Genomic DNA, 20030 nt, shown 5'->3' on the forward strand with positions numbered 1-20030 from the left:
TAGCATGCTCTACTACTCTGCTTTTACCTGTACGCCTGCGAGTTTTTCAAAATATTGCACGATTCCGCCGTGATCATCCGCCGCTTTACCATCCACTTTGAGTGCGTGGAATATTTCCAGCAGTTGGCTACTAAGTGGCAACGGTACACCGATGTCATGCGCGGTTTCCATAACGTTCGTGATGTCCTTGAGGTTAATATCAATCCGACCCCCAGCTACAAAATTCCGTTGCAAGATCAGAGGAACTTTAGCATCCAGTACCGCACTGCCTGCCAATCCACCGCGAATCGCTTGCACCATTTTTTCAATATTAATTCCCGCCTTGGCTGCAAATACAAGCGCTTCGGACATGGCCGCGATATTCAGGTTCACCATGATCTGGTTAGCCAGCTTTGCCGTTGTGCCGCAGCCGTTATCACCAACCAAGGTGACATCCTGACCCAGCACATGCAGAACATCCAAGACATGCTCAAACACTGATTCTTTGCCACCAACCATAATCGCCAATGTCCCATCAATTGCTTTCGGTTCGCCACCACTGACAGGGGCATCCAGCATGTGCAGACCAGCCTCAACGGCTTTCACCGACAGCTCTTTGGAGACGACTGGAGAAATCGAGCTCATATCTACGATAACGCTTCCAATACTAGCCCCTTTTAAAATCCCGTTCTCGCCCAAAATGACTTCTTTCACATGATTGGAATTCGGCAACATCGTAAAAATGATTTCACTGCGCTCTGCAACTTCCTTCGGGGATGCCGCTGCATGTGCGCCTGACGCAACCAAAGCAGTGACGGTTTCCTGATTAATATCAAATACGGTCAGCTCATAATCCGCTTTCAAAAGATTTAACGACATCGGACGACCCATAATACCTAATCCAATAAATCCAATTTTCTTTGTCATGTTAAAGTCCCTCCATAGCTTTTCAAATTCGATTTCCTATTCAGGTTTTTTAGAAAAACCCATTTGTAAACGCTTTTTATCACATGTAAGCGCTGTTAATTCGTCTTCACATCTGCGATTGTACACAATAAATTCATTTTTGTATACAAAAAATTAAAATTTGTATCAATTTTTATCAAATATATAGGAAAGACATTGTTTAACCTCCATCTTTTCGCTAAAGTAGACGTAGAGGTGAATGACATGCAGTACAGCAGCAATAACTCTCGAACGGCGCACCAGCAATCTTATGAAACACTGCGTGATATGATCCTGAACGGAACCATCCCTCAAGGAACCAAGTTGGTCGAGGAAAAGCTTGCCACGCAGCTCGGTGTAAGCCGCACGCCTATCCGTGAATCCATCCGCAAATTGGAGCAGGAAGGGCTTATCGTCAATAAACGTGTAGTCAAGCTATCTGAAACCGACCTGCGCAATACCTTTGAGCTACGGATGCTGCTTGAAGGACATGCGGCGCGCAGCGCGGCTGCCTACTTGTCCGAGACAGAGCTACTGGCTTTGGAGCAATGTGTGGACATCGGGCGTTCCGGCTCGCTGGATGAGGTGATGCATGCGAACAAAGAGTTTCATGAGATCATTATGAAGGCCAGCAATAATTCGATGATGATTGATTTGTTTGATCGGATGCAATCCGTTATTTATTTATTCCGTCATACGGTCGTCTACTATCATCGTCCCTTTCTGATTGATGAGCACCAGCATATTTGTGAGGCTATCCGCGCACATGACGGCGATACAGCAGAACGGCTGATGAAGGAGCATCTGCAGGCTGATCTGGACTTTTGCCTGCATCTGATCAGATAGTCCTTGGCTTCTCCATTTGTATGCCATACCAAAAAACCGCCAAACACTCGGAATCCCTTGTGCTTAGCGGTTTTTTTAGGTTCATGCTTAACTCTCTTTTTCTTTACAAAATACCTCTTTGGCAACCTGAATAGCTGAGGCTGCCCGAGGCCATCCTACATAAAAGGCAAGCTGTGTAATGACCTCAACCAGTTCTTCCTCCGAAATCCCGTTCTCCTTGGCCAGTTTCAGGTGATAAGGGAGTTGATTTACATGCTCACCCGCTACCAATGCGGAGACGGTGATGAGACTCCGTTCTCTGAGAGATAGCTCACTTCTTCTCCATACATCTCCAAAAAGAACATCCTCCGTATAACCTACAAAAGCGGGAGCAAAATCACCGATCGTTACCCGAACACTCGATCTGATCAATTTATGCTTCATACAATCATCTGGGCAAGTCCGTTGCCAAAGGACCAATCCTCTAATTCAGTCTCTATCAGTGTCACAAATACATCCTCCGGTCTAATCTTACATTCAATAGATAAGAGTTCCGCTAACTTTTGGTAGAAACTCTTTTTTTGTTCCGTAGTTCTACCCGTTCCCATTGTAATTTGAATATACAGCAGCTTATCTGTTCTGGGTACATTCAAATAATCGGGACTATAATAAAACTCGCTTTGCTTATGAGCATGAAAAACCTGAAAGTAATCTTTTTCCGGAACCTGAAAATGTTCGATCAAAGCGTTCATGATACAGCGGCTAATCCAAGGCAGCTCTTGCTCTGTGTATTGCTGCTCCATGTATCCAACTCGTACAAATGGCATGCTCATCTCTCCTATCCGTTGGGATAAGATAATTGTACTCCCCTTACTTTCATCTGTATAATTGAAAATAATCATAAATATATTCAATTTCACCGATGGAGATGAGCATGCGTGGATCTGAAAGAATTAACTACATTTCGTACCATAATCGAAGAAGGAACGTTTTCAAAAGCTGCTGCCAAATTAAACTACGCTCAGTCTACAGTCACGAGCCAAATCCAGAGGCTAGAGAAAGAGCTGGGATTTCAACTTTTTAAAAGGGGTTGGGATGCGGAGTTAACGTCCCCAGGCAAACTATATGCCGAGGAGATAGACGGGCTTATTCAGCATTGGAATTTTGTAATGGACCAGGCGAAGTCTTTGAAAAAGGAGGAGATTGGCACGCTTCATATCGGTGTGATTGAAACGGTGGCGGCTACCGTACTGCCCTTGGTTCTACAGCAGTTTCGAGAGCATAAACCGAATATTACGTGCCATTTTACAGTTGGAAACACGGATGCACTCGCAAATGCTTTGGTGGACGGTAAGCTGGATTTTGCAATCTCTGGGGAACCTCACTCGATTCCTTCCTTACACTTTGAACCCATATATCACGAACACATCGCCTTTATTGTGTCCCGTAATCACCCTTTTGCGGTAAAAAGTGAGCTTCATCTCGAAGATCTGTACGAGTACCCGCTTATCGTCGGAGGTAAGAACTGCTTGTACCATATACGACTGGAAAAAGAACTTTCCCGCTTCCCGTCGATGCCGTTTTTTTATACTGTCAGTCAAATTTCGTCGATCCCCACATTTGTAAAAACGATTCCTTCAGTTGGAGTGATTCTATCATCAATGCCTATGCAGGAGGAACTGGTCACCGTCCCCCTCCAGTTAACAGACCCGAATATTCCTATTGGACTCCTACAAAACAACCATCACCAGCAGTATATGTCTTCGGCCCGAAAGCTGTTTATACAGCTGGTTAAGGAGCTTTGTAGGCTATAGCTCCAATGCAATAACTACTAATAAGCTATATAGGCAAAGCCGACACCTTTGCATAAAGAAAAAGCCGCCAAACACTCAGAAACCTGGTGTTTAGCGGCTTTACTATTTTGAAGGCCTAAGGAAATGTGACCCTCTTTTTTTTTTCACTCCTGTGATACCCGTTATTTCGCTTCGAGCGGTTTTTTCCACAATCCCAGAATGAGCGCGGAAATCACGGAACCAATCGCCACTGCAAGCAAGAACAACAAAGCATGATTGGCAAGAGCTGCTACAAAAATTCCGCCATGTGGAGCTGGAAGATTGATTTGCCAGAACTGCGTCAGACCACCAGCAATCGCTGAACCTACAATACAAGAGGTCAGGACACGCAGAGGATCAGCAGCTGCGAATGGAATGGCTCCTTCCGTAATGAAGGACAATCCAAGTACATAGTTCGTCAAGCCAGACTTGCGCTCTTGCTCAGTAAACTTATTTTTGAAGAACGTCGAAGCTAATGCGATCGCCAACGGAGGTACCATACCACCTGCCATAACAGCCGCCATCATAGCTCCGTTCGTGTTACCACTGGAAGTAAAGACACCGATCGAAAATGCGTAAGCTGCTTTGTTAAAAGGTCCACCCATGTCGATCGACATCATTCCGCCCAGAATCAGACCCAAAATAACTGCATTACCTGTTCCCAAATTGTTCAGAACATTGACAAGCCACGTATTAATACCACCGAAAATCGGATCGAACAGGTAGAACATAATCGCGCCTGAAATTAGGAGTCCAAATACAGGGTATAACAAGATTGGTTTTAAACCATCCAGCGCTTTCGGCAGACCTGCAAAAGCTTTACGCAGGAAGATCACCACATAACCAGCCATGAAACCAGCTGCCAGACCGCCAAGGAAACCTGCATTAGAGTTTACAGCCATCAGACCCCCAACCATACCTGGCATCAGTGCCGGGCGGTCTCCAATGCTCATCGCGATAAATCCGGCCAGTATCGGAATCAGGAAGTGGAACGCACCTGTTCCACCGCCAATTGTCTGCAACAGTTGGAACAATACATTGTCTTCTCCTGCCACTTGTTCAATCAAGAAGGAAATTGCTAACAAAATCCCCCCGCCTACAACGAATGGCAGCATATGAGAAATACCGTTCATTAAATCCTTGTAGATTTTGCTGCCCACGCTGCTCTTCTCCGCTTTCGACTCATCAGCGCTGCCTTTACCTTCACTACGATAAATTGGGGCATCGCCATTCAGCGCTTTGCGGATCAGTTCCTCAGATTTACGGATACCGTCGCTTACCGGTCTTTGCAATACAGGTTTACCGTCAAATCTGGCCATTTCAACCTTCTTGTCAGCTGCAACGATTACACCTTTGGCACGGCGAATTTCATCCGCTGTCAGTACGTTTTGTGCGCCTTCCGAGCCGTTCGTCTCTACACGGATATTTACACCCATTTCTTTCGCTTTCTTAATGAGAGCATCTTCTGCCATAAACGTGTGTGCAATGCCTGTAGGACAAGCGGTCACTGCAACCACAAATTCGTCAGAATTCGGATTGCCAACGATAACGTCTGGCGTTTGCTGTGCTTTGGCATCCTCTTTCTTAGCCTCTTTTGCTTTCTTGGCAGCTTCTTCTTCCGCCTGCTTGGTATCAAACAGCATAGATACTTCATCCGGTGTTTGCGTTTTCATAAGGCTCCCGATAAAATCGGTATCAATCAACAGCCGGGAAAGGGCAGCCAATGTGCGAAGATGCGTATTTGCTGCTCCCTCTGGAGCCGCAATCATGAAGAATACTTTCGCCGGCTCACCATCCAACGATTCGAATTCTACGCCTTTACTGCTTTTGGCGAAAACGACGGTCGCTTCATTCACGGCTTTGGTCTTGGCATGCGGCATCGCAATGCCGCCGCCAATTCCAGTGCTGGATTCTGCTTCGCGTTTGTAAATCATTTCTTTAAACAAGGCACGGTCATTAATACGTCCACTTGCTTCGAGACGAGCGATGAGCTCCTCAATCGCCTCGTCTTTTGTCGTCGCCTGCAGGTCCATGATCATCGTTTCTTTAATCATCAGGTCTGTTATTCTCATTTTTCACACTCTCCTAAGTTCGATCAGCGTGTCGAGACACGCATAATAAGCTCATGATGCAGCTGGATTACCGTTTTGAAATCGTGACTTGCGGCCGTAATTGTTCAATCTTCTCTCTAGTAGCCAGATCATCGGAGAACGCAGTTGCGCTTCCGGATGCCACTCCTGCACGGAATGCTTCGATCGGATCGCCATGAAGAGCCAGCGTACCCACGAATCCAGCAATCATTGAATCACCTGCGCCTACAGAATTTTTCACCGTTCCTGCTGGTACATTTGCGTGATACACTTCATCTGCCGTAATGAACAAAGCCCCTTCTCCTGCCATGGAAATCAGTACATTTTTTGCACCTGCTTCCAGCAGCTTACGACCGTAAGTGACGATCTCCTCCTTTGAATGAATAGTTACGCCAAACAACTCAGCCAGCTCATGGTGATTCGGCTTGATGAGCAGCGGTTTATGAACCAGTGCCTTCATCAGCGCCTCACCTGTGGTGTCGATGACGAATTCAGCTCCAGTTTGCTGGCATACGCTAATCAGCCGATCATAGAAGTCTCCTCCAAGTGACGGCGGGATACTTCCCGACAAGACGACAATGTCATTTTTCTGGAGTCCCGCCAGCTTTTGCACCAACGCATCGGCCTCTTGCTCACGAATCGCAGGTCCCAAACCGTTAATTTCCGTTTCATCGCCATGCTTGAGCTTAATGTTAATCCGTGTGTCATCTTCGATAATTACAAAATCAGTTTTAATGGATTCTTCCCGCAATGTATCGTCGATAAACCTGCCTGTGAATCCTCCGAGAAAACCAATCGCCGTGCTATCTGCTCCCAACTGGTTCAGTACACGTGATACATTAATTCCCTTACCACCTGGCAGTTTTAAATCACGTTTCATCCGGTTCAAATCACCAAGCTTCAAATCATCAACTTCCACGATATAATCAATGGAAGGGTTCAGCGTTACTGTATATATCATTGTTATCCCTCGATTATCTTAGTTTTCTGAGCGATGGATCGGCGTGACCGTTCTGGCATCGATTCGGTAATAAGTATAGCTTCCTTGAGCTCGAACAGTTTGGCGAAGGTTACTTCTCCAATTTTGCTGGAATCGGCTAACACATACGTTTTGCCAGACAGCTGGTGGGCACGCCGCTTGATCAGCGCCTCTTCAGGATCAGGAGTTGTATACCCCATTTCCATATCCACCCCGTTCGTTCCTAGAAAGCACTTGTCGAATCGAAAATTGTCCAAATTTTGTAGGGCAATACTCCCGATTACGGCTTTGGTATGAATTTTCATCATCCCTCCCAGTAGATAGCTTCTGATTCTTTTGCTTACCAGTGCTTCTACGTGGGATAGTCCATTCGTCACGACCGTCACGTCTTTAGCTTCAATGTAAGGAATCATCGCCATCGTTGTTGTTCCCGCATCCAGATAAATACATTCGCCATCCAAAATTTCTTTGGCTGCTATACGGGCCACTGCATTTTTTTCTTGAACGTTTTTGAATGTTTTTTCTTCCATGCCAGGTTCCTGACTTTTCTGATTCAGCAAGGTTGCCCCGCCATGAATCCGCTTGAGCAACTGACGGCCCTCAAGATCTATCAAATCACGCCGAATCGTTGACTCAGAAGCTCCCAACAGATCAGCCAATTCTTGCAACTTTACAACACCACATTCTTGTAAGCGCTGTATTATTAACTTGTATCTTTCTTCCGTCAGCATCATCATTCCCCCAACTGTTCATATCGTACCACAAACTTGACAAAAAACAATCATTTTTCTTCAAAAAGATTCAAAAAAATTCATTTCTAATTCATTTTTTTACAAAATGGTGAATTCCTGCTCCAATCATTATGATTGCGTTTACATTTTAAAGAAAATCCATCTACTTTTATGTAAATTCATTCTTCTTACATAGGAATTCAGCAGTAAACGTTCAAAAACGTTCTAAGGCTTCCATCAGTACTATTTTACCATTATGCGCACAATTCGTCCCCATCTTCTCTACTCAGAAAAAAGCTAAACACGAGGACTGATCCCCTTTGTGTTTAGCCAATCGAGACGCTTAGCATTCAGCCCTTAACGATTCCAATGACGAAACCGTCATACCCCTTGCTCCCACGGTTTGGATAGCTGTAGCTGTAATTCTTGATTCTTCAGTCAGCATATCATAAAACTTTCTTACTCCCTGCACCCGAGGGTCTGTGCTATAAGCTTGAATTACTTCTCCTTCACGGATAACATTATCACCGATAATAACGGTGCCAGGATGCGAGAAGCGAAGTGCCCCCGCCCCCCCAAGTCACCCTAAACTTCACAGGGCTGCATGAGGCGATTACCGCGGTTATTGCCGGATATGGTGCCAACTTTGTGTCCTCACTGGTCGTGCGTGAATATGTAGAACGCGGCGAGCTGTGCCGGGTATATGTAGAAGACATCCAGCTTCTCAATTCAATCGCCATCTGTACCCGCAAGAACGAACCCCTATCTACCGCTACCCTAAATCTCATTCAGCTCATACGTAACCATTCCTGATGAGCATTAGGCATCTGTGTACACTAGCGCTGTATTTTAAAATAACAAGAGCCATGACTGCGTGCATACCGCATTCATGGCTCACCTCGTTATGATAAATATTCACCCTCAATAATCTTCTCCAGATAATCTTCCGGCTGTGCAAGAAACTCGGCAAAGCTGCACACATCCGCATATTCCTGATGCTCCTCGTCATAATAACCCAGGCACTTCTGCTTCGGATTCCACACCAATATAATATCCGAGTAATTATCTACTTTTAGAGACAGACGCAACAGCTTTTGCCGACCCACCTTCATCTCAACCGTATCTATGAATGAGAAGAACTCAACAAATTGAATATCAAGATCATTTTCTGACAGGTCCACACGGAGCTGATCCCCCGTCAGAAAGGCTATAAGATCCTTCGGAAGCTTGTAGCTTTTCAAAGCATGTCGATTATTTTCCAGATTATGAAATGCTGGAGGCTCTAAGGACTTTAAATACTCAGCCATTTCCACGTTTTTATTACTTAGTGCAATTGTATATGCCCGTTCTCCATCTTTTTCTGCCAGCGTCACATCAGCGCCTTGCTGAACCAAATACTTCACCATCGCAAAATCATTGTTGCGTGCCGCCACTGTCAAAGGCGTGGCTTTATAAGGATATACCATATTTGGGGCATTGAAATTAATATCTACGCCATGTTCCAATAGTAATGCTACTGTTTTCAGGTCATGCTTACTAACTGCGTTGCGGAGTGTTGCTCCAGCATGCTGCTTCATATCGAGGCCCAACTCATGGATAAGCAGCATATTGCTTTTGTTACCGTAGTAAGCTTGCTCATAGGCACCGGATTTGACATGATTTTTCCCGTCCAGCTTGGCGCCATGGGCGACCACATAACTGACAATCTCTTCGGTACCATAGCGAACAGCCGTCAGGAATGCGGGATTATCCTTCACATTAAGTTGAACCCCCTCATCGACCAGTAGCTTCAAGACTTCCATTTGCTCAGTGATGAGTGTAATATCCAATGGACTTAATGTCGTATATTTACTGAGTACGATCCCTTGTTCTATATCCCAGCCTTCGGTCAGCGCTTGGCGTAAAGCGGATATATTGCCTTGAACGATATGCATCGCTCTCTCAGGAAGGACCTCGAAATTGCCTACATCTTTTAATTTAATCATCGTTATTCCCTCGCTCTTTATGTATCTACTATCAAACATGCATATCTATTTTATACCAACCTCCCCTTTACATAAATCCGACAGATTCCCCAAAATTCATTATTCACTCTAGCGCAAACAAGTGAGTAATAGAGGTCAAAATACCTCAGAGAAGCTATAATTGTATTATGATTCTGTATACCCTGTGCAACGAAAAGGAGAACATATGAATAGCATTCAATACCTGTCCCAATTTAATTTGCTTCATAGTCTCTCATTAGAAGATTTAATTGAAATGGACCAAATGACCTCCATTACGACTATAGCGAAAAAAACCTTTATACAAACCCCAGAAACCTTTTCCGAGGGACTTTATTTTGTGAAAAAGGGAAAAGTACGTCTGTATAAGCTAAACGCTGACGGAAAGCAATTTACTTTGGATATCCTCAGCGAAGGAAATGTATTTGGTGAAATGGATATGATTTCACTAGGAACAAGGGATATGTATATAGAAACGATAGAAGAATGCGATATCTGCCGGATGGACAAAGACCGATTCGAGCATTTTTTAATAGAACATCCCCGGTTCATGATGAACATGATCAAGGTGTTAAGTGACCGAATCTCAGGAATGAGCAGTCTGGCCCAGCATTTAGCTTTGGGAAATTTACAGGATAAAATTTTGTATGTTCTTCTGAAATTGTCCGATCAGTTCGCCCTCCAAAGCCGTGAAGAGTATTGCAAAATCAATTTTCCTCTCTCCCATCAGGAAATTGCGAATCTGGTCGGGGCCACCCGTGAGGCTGTAACAACTGCTCTTCAGGAGCTTGTCAAAGAAAAGGTCATTAAAACCGGCTTTAAGACGATTTACATCCATCGCGAAAAGCTAATGAAGTTGTAAACTACATTACATCTATACTCCTACCCAAAAAAGTATCGTATACCTATCAGACAATTTACGATATGGAGTGAATGAAATGTTACACCGAAAAGGGGCCCGCAAAGGGTCAGATATTCCTAATGATGTGCTTCAGCTGCTACAGCAGGGGCGGCTTGAGACGGTGAATCTCACCGAATGGCTGGCTGTCGATCATGTTGTACTATTGCAAAATACTCTTGATGAATTTGGCTTGCAGCGATCATCCGATGTCTTCATGACCGAATTGAATCAGCTGAAGGAAAAGAAGATCATGAAAATGATTCCCGCAATCGCGCGAGCGTGGCTTCATGTGTTTGAGCAACAAGCGATAGAAGAACGTATTCGCATCTTTGATGCGATGGCCTCCCATCTTTCAGACAGTATTCGCTGCTGGGCTGCCTACATCATCGGGATTGATCCCCGTTTAAGTGTAAAGGAAAAATTGGCTGGCATTCGCCCCTTTGCAGCCGATTCCCATTTCGGAGTACGTGAAATAGCCTGGATGGCCGTGAGAGAATCCATATCCTTGCAACTGCTTGAAGGGCTTGCCCTGTTAGACAGTTGGGTGCGAGATGAGGATGCTAACATACGTCGTTTTGCCATTGAATTAACCCGACCGCAAGGCGTTTGGGCCAAGCACATCCCTGAACTAAAAGAACATCCCGAGCTGGCTCTTCCTCTCTTGGAGGCTGTTCAGTCCGATCCGGCCAAATATGTCCAGGACTCCGTTGGTAATTGGTTGAATGACGCCAGCAAAACCAACCCAGAATGGGTTCTTCAAGTTTGTAATGCATGGCTGATGATTTCGGATACCAAAGAAACGAAGCGAATAGTAACCCGGGCCCAAAGAAGCTTGAACAAAGAGAAATAATTGGAAGACTCCTCCCCCATCCAATCCATATCTAGAATATTCACATAAACTATAATATTTATCTGGAATATTAGGAATGGAGGAATTCCTATGTCTATTATTCGAATCTATCTGGAAGCAGACAGTATCGTATCTGGAAACATTGCTATTACAACAAGTATCAATGTCACTCCAGTGGTTAATCGTTACACAGCTATTGTCGTGCTTGGTAATATATTAGGTGGAGTGACCACTATCCCGGCACAAAATTTCACAAATGATAGTGGTACTTCAGTCGCGGCAAACAGTCTTGTTGTTCCGACCAGTAGCGGATACTACAATGTATTTGTAAATGGGACGTTGCAGCGAGGCGGCTTAACAACGCTTTCTGCTACAAATCTAATTATAAATACAGGCCTGATTGTTGGTGCAACAGTAGTCGTTGAGGTTGTTAATTTCAACTCTAGTGCTTCCTCAACCTCTGTCAACAATGTCACAGTAACGACTACCATAAGCGACTGAGAGAATGCCTTCGTAAAATTACTATAAAAAACCGCCAAACACAGGGTTTATCCTCGTCTTTAGCGGTTTATTTCTCTTTGAACCTCGAATATTTAAATCTTGAAGTTCTCTACAAGCACCTGAAGCTTCTCGGCCAGTGATGAGAGGAGCGCTGCGGAGGATTCCACTTCTTGCATGGCAGCAAGCTGTTGCTCCGAAGAGGCGGACAGGGACTCTGCCCCTTTAACCGTATGGTTAGAGACCATTACGGTATTCTGAATGGCTTCAACGAGCTCTTCAGAGATCAGCGCCAGATCCCGAACTGTGGCTGATATTTGCTCGCTTTGGGAAGACATGTCGGAGATGGAGACTTCAATCTCGGAGAAGGAGCGCCCGGCTGATATGATCAACTCCTTGCCCTGCATCATTTCGTTCGTGGAACGCTTCATAGTTTCTCCTGCCTTGTCCATTTGGGCGATAATCAGACTGATCAGTTCGCTGATTTGTGTGGCAGAATTGGCAGAACGTTCGGCCAATTTGCGGACAGAGCCAGCGACAACGGCAAAGCCCTGACCTTCTTCTCCGGCGCGCGCAGCTTCTATCGCTGCATTCAAAGACAGCAAGTTGGTCTCCTCGGCGATGCTGGCAATGGTGCCGACAATGTTCTCAATCTCCTTGGAGTGGCTGCCAAGCGTATGAATAATGCTTGAGAGATCGCCGATGCTTTCGCTGACAACTCCCATTTGGGAGGTGGTGGAATCCATTGATTCCCGGCCAAGGCGTGCTTTCTGGACATTATCCGCGGCCTTGTTCATTGCGATGTCCGCATTGCCAGCAATATCGCTGATGAAGCGGGACATATCCTGAATAGCTTTATAGCTTCCTTCCAGGTTTTGCAATTGGGTATGCGCCCCATCAGCCAACTCAATCGTAACATTCACGCTATGCTCTCCAGCACGGTTCGTTGCCTGTGCGCTGGCAGACAGCTCTTGAGAGGAAGAAGCGACCAGCATAGAGGTGTCATTGACCTGGGTAATCAGGTTGCGCAGGTTCATTGTCATATCGTTGAAGTCGCGGGCCAGCGTCCCGATTTCATCCTTGTTTTTGAAGAGAAGCGGTTCATGGGTAAGGTCGCCCTTGGTAATGGTGTTCACAGAGGCTGACAGCTTGGTAAGCGGACTTACCATATGGCGAATCAACAGGTAAACAACAAGGATAGCCACCATGAAAATGGAGCCGCCAATAATAAAGGGCTGAACAATAATATCCAACGTCCGTTCCTGAATTAACGAGCCGTCAAAATTGATGGCCATCAGTGCAACAATGGGCTTGGTGGGATCATGGTCCTGATAAATGGGGCCGTATCCAGTTTTGAGCGAGGTTCCTTCATATGTATAAACCTTGGAATATGCTGAATGCTTCATGGTAGTTATCATTTCTTTGTCTTCGTCTGTAAAATAGAAGGAATCGCCAGCTTGATAGCCTCTTTGCTTAAAGTTGGCATCGGCGGCCAAAATTTTTCCATCCAAAGAGATAATAAAAGCCTCCTTAAAAATAGGCTTATGTGCTACAATCCAGCCAATCCGGTCTTCAATGGCAGCAAGTTTGCTGTTATCTCCACTGACCAGAGCCGATATATCCGCAGGATCTATAAGGCCAGTCGTAATATTGGCGCAACCCACCAGCTCGATCCCAGCAGCTTCATCCACTTGATGGTAAGCGGTACGATATCCGAAGTATCCAATGGAGGAGCCTACGAGAAGCAGTATGATGAGCATCATCCAAGTTAATTTTGTTGCCAGCTTCATTATTTGAACCACCAATCCTGACTCTAATAAATTTTTGTGACAATCCGTTTTCACTGCTACGATTATAGCCTATCAACACTTACTATAATATGGCATTCCAGTGTCGGAAGATGTCGTTTTTTGTGAGAATAGTCACTGTTTTTTGTAAACGGGGACGTTGCAGCGAACGGCAGTCATTAATGGCGTGGTGACGACTACAATAAGCGACTGAGGTGAGTGCCTCTGTTGAATTACGACAAAAAAACTGCTAAACACAGAGGTTTACCCTCGTTTTAGCAGTTTTTTTGTCTATGAATCAAGTGTTTCATCGGTAACGTATTTTCGATTTTTATAGCTGTATTCAGCTTTATTTTTTGTGGGCTAATAAGAGATTAACTATGGTATCCAATTGAAGCTCCAATGAATAAGGGTCTTCCATCACAAACTCATCCCCTTTATCGCTGAATGAACCGTACATATAAACCTGTCCTTTTTTTACAGCCGGAAGGCCTTTCCATAGCTCACTATGCAGAATCTGATTAGCCCCTTCATCTTCTGAACCGTATACAAAGATGTGATCTCCCATATGCTCGGGTAAAACCTCAAGCGAAATATTTTCAAATCCTTCTTTCATGTTCAATGCCTTTTTGGTAGGTGGCAGCTTTAGCATCTGATAAATGGTCGGACTTCCGTAATTGCCGCCTTTTGCTGCCAAAACATATATCGATTTATTGGCGACTTGTACAATTGAAACCGTCTCTCCTTCTTTAACGATACCTTGAATTTTCGTTCTGGCCTCTGCAGCTTTCTTCTCATATTCAGTAATCCACTGCTCGGCTTCTTTCTGCTTGCCAAAGATTTCGCTAATTCTGCGGAATTTATCCAGTGGTCCCGCTGTAGATTCGCCTTCCCAATACGGCAGGAACACAGTCGTTCCTACCTTTTGGTAGCTGTCGATGTTCTTTTCGATTGAACCGATAATTAAATCCGGTTGCAGAACGGTCAGTTCCTCCAAATCCATAGGAAATTCACCGAGATCCTTGATTCCGGCCAATTTCTCTTTGGGATATCCCGATTGATCAATCCAAGCCTCATTCAGCATAAAACTTCTGACCCCCACCGGAATAATCCCCAGCTTCAAAAGATGACCCATATACTGATCCGATGCCACTCGTTTCGGGTTTGCAGGTACTTCCACATCGCCTTTTAATGTCTTAACCGTTCTTGTCTGTGCTTGCACTGCCGCTTGTCCATCGCTGTTGGATGATGTCGCTGTATGATTAGCCTTCGTTTGCGAGCTTCCATTTGTATTCGTCGGAGCCGAGCAAGCTCCCAGCATCAATGATAAACACAGCATAATCATCATGGCCGTTATTTTGACTCTTCCGTGCATAAACAAATCTCCTTCCGCGTTATACCGATATTGATAATCAATATCAGTATAACGTGCGAAAGATGTCCGCTGAAGGGCATATTTAAGCATCGTTTGGGGCATATCTTGATCTTGCTTCTGAGCATGATGCTCCCGTTCCTTTTTGAATCGTACGGGAGATAGTCCCTTATATTTCTTGAAGCTGCGACTTAAAGAATGGGCATCTGGATATCCCACACGCTCTGCGATCTCCTGCAAAGTGGCGTCCGTCTGCATTAGCAGTTCTGCCGCTCGATCTGCTCTTACTTGGCCCAAGTAATGAATCGGACTGGTATGCATTTTATTTTTGAACAACCTGGATAAATGTCCGGTACTGCATTCTAGCTCCTCTGCAATGGACTCAAGTGCCATAGGCCGGCTAAAATGCTCACGAATATAGGCTACAGCCTGCGATACCAGGTCGGGCTTAAGAGGCTCAATGCCCTGCCGATACAACTGCTGCAACAACTCATATACAAATTGTTGAAATAAGGCTTTGACATGCAGTTTGCCAAGTCCGGAAGCTTCACGCCATTCTTGCTCCAACAGCTTCACTTTATCGTACAGAGGCAGTGGGTAATGAGGTGCGAAAGCATACTGGTTCTGAAAAGGATTTTCCTTTTCCAGCAATTGTGCAATCTCTTTGCGGCTAGGCAGGGCCAACGTTGCCTTGTACAAAATGATGTAATATTCAAGCACCTCTTCCGCGAGGATACTCAGGCACATTCCTTTTCCGCCATGCAGTACATGGAAACGCTCTACCCTGTGAATACTGTTATCCAACCGTACCCGTGCGTTTCCACGAACGGCATACAAGAACGCACTGGCAGGAAGTCGATAGGTTCGTAGCTCCTCCCCTTCTTCGATCTTCTTATGACGAACATCCATCACCTGTATAAAAACATGATTCCACAGCAAAATGTGATCATTCAACTTCATTGCTTTTGTTCAGCCCCCGATCTAAACCATCCACGTACCTGCTCACACTCATATTCAAACTATAATATATTATAGTTGATAATTATTCTCACAGGCAATGAAGTGATTTCATACGGAGCCTCTACTTTGGACGGTCCATTTTTCTGATCGCATTCTCCGCAGCCTCCATGATTACTTCTCCCAATGTAGGATGGGGATGAATGGTTAGAGCTAAGTCTTCTACGGTTGCTCCCATCTCTATAGCCAGAGCAAGCTCGGAAATGAGTGTTGAAGCTTCGACGCCGACGATTTGCGCCCCCAGTACGATCCCCGACCCCTGCTTTGCTACGATTTTGATGTACCCCTCTGCTGCCCTTAGCGCCAATGCTCTGCCGTTAATTGCAAAGGAAGCTCTGCCAATGACAATCGGTAAGGCTTTTTCCTTTGCTTCTGTTTCACTTAGGCCAACACTAGCCAGCTCTGGTTCAGAAAAGACAACCAACGGCATGGCTTTATAATCCACTTTAGCAGCTTGACCTGCAATCGCTTCTGCCGCAATCTTCGCTTCATAGGAAGCCTTATGGGCAAGGGCTGGACCCTCCGTAATATCTCCAATGGCAAAAATATGCGGAATAGCCGTTCTACACTGCTCGTCTGTCTCGATCAACCCCCTGCTCGTCAGTGGCAAGCCAATGTGCTCCAATCCTAATCTGCCATCCGTATTCGGTTTTCTGCCTACAGTAACTAATACAAACTCAGCGGTGACATGATGCTGCTCTTGATCTTTTGAATAATGCAGCGTAATAGTATCCGTATTCTGCACGACTTTTTCGGCTATCGCCCCAGTTACGATGCTTGCACCATCTGTTTTCAATTGCTTAACAACAGGGGCCACAAGGTCCGTCTCAAATCCCGGCAGCACCCGTTCCCCTCCCTCCAGAATCATTACCTTTGTTCCAAATTTGGCATACATTTGTCCAAGCTCAACGCCAATATATCCACCACCTATCACGATCAGGCTGGACGGAACCGCTGGAAGCGAAAGCGCCTCTGTAGAGGACAAAATACGTCCGCCAAACGGAAATGCTTTCAGCTCGATTGGACGGGAGCCGGTTGCCAATATGGCATACTTAAAGGATATCGTTTGTTCCGCTCCATTTTGATTGATGATGGCTGTATGCCCATCAACCAAACTTGCCTCCCCTTCCAGAATGCTCACACCCGCCGTTTTCATTAAAAAGCCAACTCCGCCTGCCTGCTTATTCACAATCCCCTGTTTGAAAGCCTGAGCATTCACGAATGACATCGCTACATCTGCCTGATTTACCTGCCTGAGTATCTCATAGCGATGTGCTTCGGCAATCAAAGCTTTGGATGGAATGCAGCCCACATGCGTGCACACTCCACCTAGCTGACTGCGTTCAACAATCGCCGTTTTCATTCCAAGCTGAGAAGAACGCAATGCTGCCACATAACCTCCTGGCCCTGATCCAATGACCAGTGTTTCTACAGATTCAAGCTTGCTCATAACTAATACCTCCTGTTAAAATGGCATGATTTAAAATATGATGATTATAATATATTATAATCATCATATTTTAAAAGCGTCAATAGTCTTGATCAGCCTTTCTGAAGTTGTCGTTATAGGAAGACAAATTGACACGTTTTATTATGATGATTATAATATTTTGAAGTTAGCATTATGAACCCGTGGAGTGATTACAATGCCTTATCCAAAAGGCCATAAGATGAAAGTGCGGAGTAAGATCGTTGAAAGTGCTGCCCAAGCTTTCCGTGCCAACGGTATTCAAGATGTAAGTGTGCCCTTTATTATGAAAGGGGCAGGATTAACTCACGGCGGGTTTTATTCACACTTTGATAACAAAGAACAGCTAGTCGCCGAAGCCTGTCGCTATGCCGTCAGTGATACCCTCGCACTGCTTCAGGAGGCCGTTGACCAAGAAAAGCAAGATCCTAAAATTAATGTTGTCATCGATTACTATTTAAGCACCCATCACCGTGACCGAACAGAAATAGGCTGTATTATTCCTGCCCTTTCCGTAGAAATAGCCCGTTCTTCCGAAGAAATCCGGCAGATATTCACGCAGGAGCTGGAAAGAATGATTACGTTTATCTCCAATTTGGGGGGAATGGATCAGTCCAAGGGCAGTGCATTGTTCAGTAGTATGGTTGGTTCTCTTGTGCTTGCACGTTCTGTTAATGATCCTAAACTGAGTGACAGCCTTCTCTCGGCAGGCAAACAGTATGCCAAAGCGCTGGTTAATAGTTGAATGTAAGTATGTTTTACGTATGCAAAAAATCCGCTAAACACCAAGAAATCCTTGATGTTTAGCGGATTTTTCCTAAGAATCTAAACTCAAAACGGAGGTAACGATTTGTCAGAGATTCGAAGTCTCCACCTGCCAAATCTCCGTTATGTTCCAAATCGTTTGCGGTACCCGCATTTTCGGCATAACTCTTCTACCGCTTCTCTCTTAGAAAACCCGAAGTACAGACGGTTTGCACGCTCCCCTTCCACAATGTCGGAAAAAGATTGCTCATGCACGTTACCTAAATTAATGACACCTTCTCCATCCAGACAGCAAGGGACCACCGTTCCATCCACCAATACCGCCGCTTGGCTACGGAGTGCATGGCAAAAGCCTTTTCCGTCATCTTCGGGGGCACTGAGGCTCGGCCATTCAAATTCATGGTCTTGATTCAAATAAACGTTTGGTGCGATTTTGACCCCACTGCCTGGTATCACCTTTTCCTCAATCCGATAGTCCAGTCCAAATTCTTGCTCCAGTCGTTCAAGTGTTTCCCGGTTGCGCTGACGCTGCACATTAGTCAAATTATCTTCAGTCAAGTTCCAGAGACGGAACGAAATAATGACATTGTGTTTCACCGCTTCTCTTACAAACGTGAAAATATTACCCAAATATCCTTCTCGATCCACGGAGCCTTCATGCCCGTCAAAACTGTGGAGAGAGAAGTTCATCTGACGCAGCGCTGGTTGCCCAAGCAGCTTATGTCCGGTCTTCGGCAGCAAGGTACCATTGGTGGTTATATTGACCTTCAAGCCTTTCTCATGAGCACTTTCCAGCAAAAGATCAATTTTCGGATGGAGCAACGGCTCTCCTTTTACATGCAAATAGATGTAATCCGTATGTGGTTTGACCTGATCAAGCACATTTCGAAAGACTTCCGGATCAATAAATTTTTTGACACGCTGTGTTTGAGGACAAAAACTGCATGCGAGATTGCAAATGCTCGTTATCTCAATGTATACCTTTTTAAAAGTTTTCAACATGATTTCCCCATTCTAACCTTCATCCGGAGCATCTTGTTTATGCTCACTAATCTTATGATTATAACGGGTTATCACCGACAGGTAAACTCTCCAGTCTCCCCCTTGGTGTGGGCATCAAATGCTCGACACATACGCCTATCCAAGATTTGATTTGATATTTTCTATTGACCCTAGGTCTGACCTAAGGTTTATAGTGGAGTTATTCAACTATCAGTAAGGAGTCCTGTCATTGAAAGAACACATTACGATCAGCCAGCTTGCTCAGCTCATGAATGTATCTGTACATCAACTGCGATATTTTGAAGAAAAGGGAGTCCTGTATCCATCACATACAGAAGAAAATCAATATCGAATGTACGGGCTTCATGAGATTTATCAGCTTTCGCATATTTTATTATTACGCAAATTAAATGTCCCTGTCGGTCAGATTCAAGAATGTATGACTTCCTATGCTGCCGATGACTATAACCAGCTTTTAGAGCATTCGTTGCAGAAGGTACAGGCCGAAATAGCTAACTTGAAGATGCATGAACAGTTTATTCACAAAGTGTTAGAAGAACATAATAATCGGACCCAGCAGGACGATGAGTATCAGGTCAAACGATTAGCTCCCCGTCATTTAAAGCTATGGTTTGCATTGGAGAATGGTCAAGAGCTCACTGCCGGTAACCTATTTGAACACCGCCCTGCCCCACCTCGATTATTTGAAAATGACCTGCATTACTTGTCTGATGCTGGACAGGCGAAGCTATGTTATGAAACGGCGGATGTGGCTGACTATATTCTGGAAGAGGGCAACTATCTTTATAAGCATCTTTCCGTCATTGAAGAACCAGAGATTGATTATGAAATTAAACAAATGGAACGATATGTAGCTCATCACCAATATAACTGCCAAAGCAAGATTGTTCTAGTAGAAAAATCTTATCTTTCGATGTTCGACAACAACAAGCTGCAATACGAAATTCAGGTTAAAGTAGAATAAA

General features: G+C 44.8%; 18 protein-coding genes and 2 pseudogenes. 8 read left to right on the forward strand and 12 right to left on the reverse strand.

All coding sequences use genetic code 11. The features are described from left to right. Window positions 1-12: 12 nt before the first annotated feature. Complete coding sequence (garR, locus tag MKX59_RS18985; RefSeq protein WP_071558949.1) at window positions 13-906, reverse strand: 2-hydroxy-3-oxopropionate reductase; 894 nt, start codon at window positions 904-906, stop codon at window positions 13-15. A 243-nt stretch (window positions 907-1149) separates the two neighbouring features. On the opposite strand from garR, the gene MKX59_RS18990 reads away from it, so the two are divergent. Continuing rightward, a complete protein-coding gene (locus tag MKX59_RS18990) occupies window positions 1150-1770 on the forward strand; it encodes a GntR family transcriptional regulator (RefSeq protein ID WP_028542875.1) in 621 nt (206 codons plus the stop codon). An 87-nt stretch (window positions 1771-1857) separates the two neighbouring features. On the opposite strand, the gene MKX59_RS18995 is transcribed toward MKX59_RS18990, so the two are convergent. Next, window positions 1858-2193, reverse strand: coding sequence for a carboxymuconolactone decarboxylase family protein (locus MKX59_RS18995; protein WP_028542876.1), 336 nt, complete (start codon window positions 2191-2193; stop codon window positions 1858-1860). After that, window positions 2190-2576 (reverse strand): tautomerase family protein, encoded by a 387-nt coding sequence (locus tag MKX59_RS19000; RefSeq protein ID WP_220027503.1) that lies wholly within the window; start codon window positions 2574-2576, stop codon window positions 2190-2192. The genes MKX59_RS18995 and MKX59_RS19000 overlap by 4 nt, the downstream gene beginning before the upstream one ends. Window positions 2577-2687: 111 nt before the next feature. Here MKX59_RS19000 and MKX59_RS19005 point away from each other — a divergent pair, with 111 nt between their 5' ends. Next, window positions 2688-3563 carry a LysR family transcriptional regulator gene (locus tag MKX59_RS19005; protein ID WP_338533437.1) on the forward strand — a complete coding sequence of 292 codons (876 nt, stop codon included), beginning with the start codon at window positions 2688-2690 and terminating at the stop codon, window positions 3561-3563. A gap of 161 nt (window positions 3564-3724) precedes the next feature. On the opposite strand, the gene MKX59_RS19010 is transcribed toward MKX59_RS19005, so the two are convergent. From MKX59_RS19010 to MKX59_RS19025, 4 genes and pseudogenes are all read right to left on the reverse strand, one after another. Beyond that, window positions 3725-5653 (reverse strand): PTS fructose transporter subunit IIABC, encoded by a 1929-nt coding sequence (locus MKX59_RS19010; RefSeq protein WP_340858710.1) that lies wholly within the window; start codon window positions 5651-5653, stop codon window positions 3725-3727. A 67-nt stretch (window positions 5654-5720) separates the two neighbouring features. Continuing rightward, entirely contained in the window at window positions 5721-6632 is a 912-nt protein-coding gene (gene pfkB, locus MKX59_RS19015; protein WP_023987942.1) for a 1-phosphofructokinase, read from the reverse strand. A gap of 2 nt (window positions 6633-6634) precedes the next feature. Beyond that, window positions 6635-7381, reverse strand: a complete 747-nt coding sequence (locus MKX59_RS19020; RefSeq protein WP_023987941.1) for a DeoR/GlpR family DNA-binding transcription regulator — start codon at window positions 7379-7381, stop codon at window positions 6635-6637. Between the two features lie 350 nt (window positions 7382-7731). Next, window positions 7732-7946: pseudogene (locus MKX59_RS19025) on the reverse strand (methyltransferase); the annotation flags it as partial. A gap of 2 nt (window positions 7947-7948) precedes the next feature. On the opposite strand from MKX59_RS19025, the pseudogene MKX59_RS19030 reads away from it, so the two are divergent. Continuing rightward, window positions 7949-8194 (forward strand): annotated as a pseudogene (locus tag MKX59_RS19030) (LysR substrate-binding domain-containing protein); the annotation flags it as partial. 89 nt (window positions 8195-8283) lie between these two features. Here MKX59_RS19030 and MKX59_RS19035 read toward each other — a convergent pair. Beyond that, window positions 8284-9366: an ankyrin repeat domain-containing protein gene (locus MKX59_RS19035; protein ID WP_340858711.1), complete on the reverse strand. Its 1083-nt coding sequence runs from the start codon at window positions 9364-9366 to the stop codon at window positions 8284-8286. A 205-nt stretch (window positions 9367-9571) separates the two neighbouring features. Between MKX59_RS19035 and MKX59_RS19040 the strand changes: the two genes are divergently transcribed. The 3 genes from MKX59_RS19040 to MKX59_RS19050 all read left to right on the forward strand — a co-directional run bounded on the left by MKX59_RS19040 (window position 9572) and on the right by MKX59_RS19050 (window position 11636). After that, complete coding sequence (locus MKX59_RS19040) at window positions 9572-10246, forward strand: Crp/Fnr family transcriptional regulator (RefSeq protein WP_023987939.1); 675 nt, start codon at window positions 9572-9574, stop codon at window positions 10244-10246. Window positions 10247-10322: 76 nt separating this feature from the next. Continuing rightward, entirely contained in the window at window positions 10323-11135 is an 813-nt protein-coding gene (locus MKX59_RS19045; RefSeq protein WP_023987938.1) for a DNA alkylation repair protein, read from the forward strand. 90 nt (window positions 11136-11225) lie between these two features. Continuing rightward, window positions 11226-11636 carry a DUF4183 domain-containing protein gene (locus MKX59_RS19050; RefSeq protein ID WP_023987937.1) on the forward strand — a complete coding sequence of 137 codons (411 nt, stop codon included), beginning with the start codon at window positions 11226-11228 and terminating at the stop codon, window positions 11634-11636. Window positions 11637-11728: 92 nt separating this feature from the next. On the opposite strand, the gene MKX59_RS19055 is transcribed toward MKX59_RS19050, so the two are convergent. The 3 genes from MKX59_RS19055 to lpdA all read right to left on the reverse strand — a co-directional run bounded on the left by MKX59_RS19055 (window position 11729) and on the right by lpdA (window position 17259). After that, the gene (locus MKX59_RS19055; protein ID WP_023987936.1) at window positions 11729-13423 is read right to left on the reverse strand and encodes a methyl-accepting chemotaxis protein; all 1695 of its coding nucleotides are present in this window, start codon (window positions 13421-13423) and stop codon (window positions 11729-11731) included. Between the two features lie 346 nt (window positions 13424-13769). Further along, a complete protein-coding gene (locus MKX59_RS19060; protein ID WP_034095007.1) occupies window positions 13770-15752 on the reverse strand; it encodes an AraC family transcriptional regulator in 1983 nt (660 codons plus the stop codon). A gap of 121 nt (window positions 15753-15873) precedes the next feature. Beyond that, window positions 15874-17259 (reverse strand): dihydrolipoyl dehydrogenase, encoded by a 1386-nt coding sequence (gene lpdA, locus MKX59_RS19065; protein ID WP_023987934.1) that lies wholly within the window; start codon window positions 17257-17259, stop codon window positions 15874-15876. A gap of 196 nt (window positions 17260-17455) precedes the next feature. Here lpdA and MKX59_RS19070 point away from each other — a divergent pair, with 196 nt between their 5' ends. Beyond that, the gene (locus MKX59_RS19070) at window positions 17456-18022 is read left to right on the forward strand and encodes a TetR/AcrR family transcriptional regulator (RefSeq protein WP_023987933.1); all 567 of its coding nucleotides are present in this window, start codon (window positions 17456-17458) and stop codon (window positions 18020-18022) included. Window positions 18023-18165: 143 nt separating this feature from the next. Here the strand turns inward: MKX59_RS19070 and MKX59_RS19075 are convergent, their stop codons facing one another. Next, on the reverse strand, window positions 18166-19044 hold the full coding sequence (locus MKX59_RS19075) for a radical SAM/SPASM domain-containing protein (protein WP_025719701.1): 879 nt from the start codon (window positions 19042-19044) through the stop codon (window positions 18166-18168). Window positions 19045-19273: 229 nt separating this feature from the next. Between MKX59_RS19075 and MKX59_RS19080 the strand changes: the two genes are divergently transcribed. Further along, window positions 19274-20029, forward strand: coding sequence for a helix-turn-helix domain-containing protein (locus MKX59_RS19080; RefSeq protein WP_023987931.1), 756 nt, complete (start codon window positions 19274-19276; stop codon window positions 20027-20029). Window position 20030: the final 1 nt, after the last annotated feature.

This window comes from Paenibacillus sp. FSL R7-0340 (genome assembly GCF_038002205.1).
Classification (GTDB): domain Bacteria; phylum Bacillota; class Bacilli; order Paenibacillales; family Paenibacillaceae; genus Paenibacillus; species Paenibacillus polymyxa_B.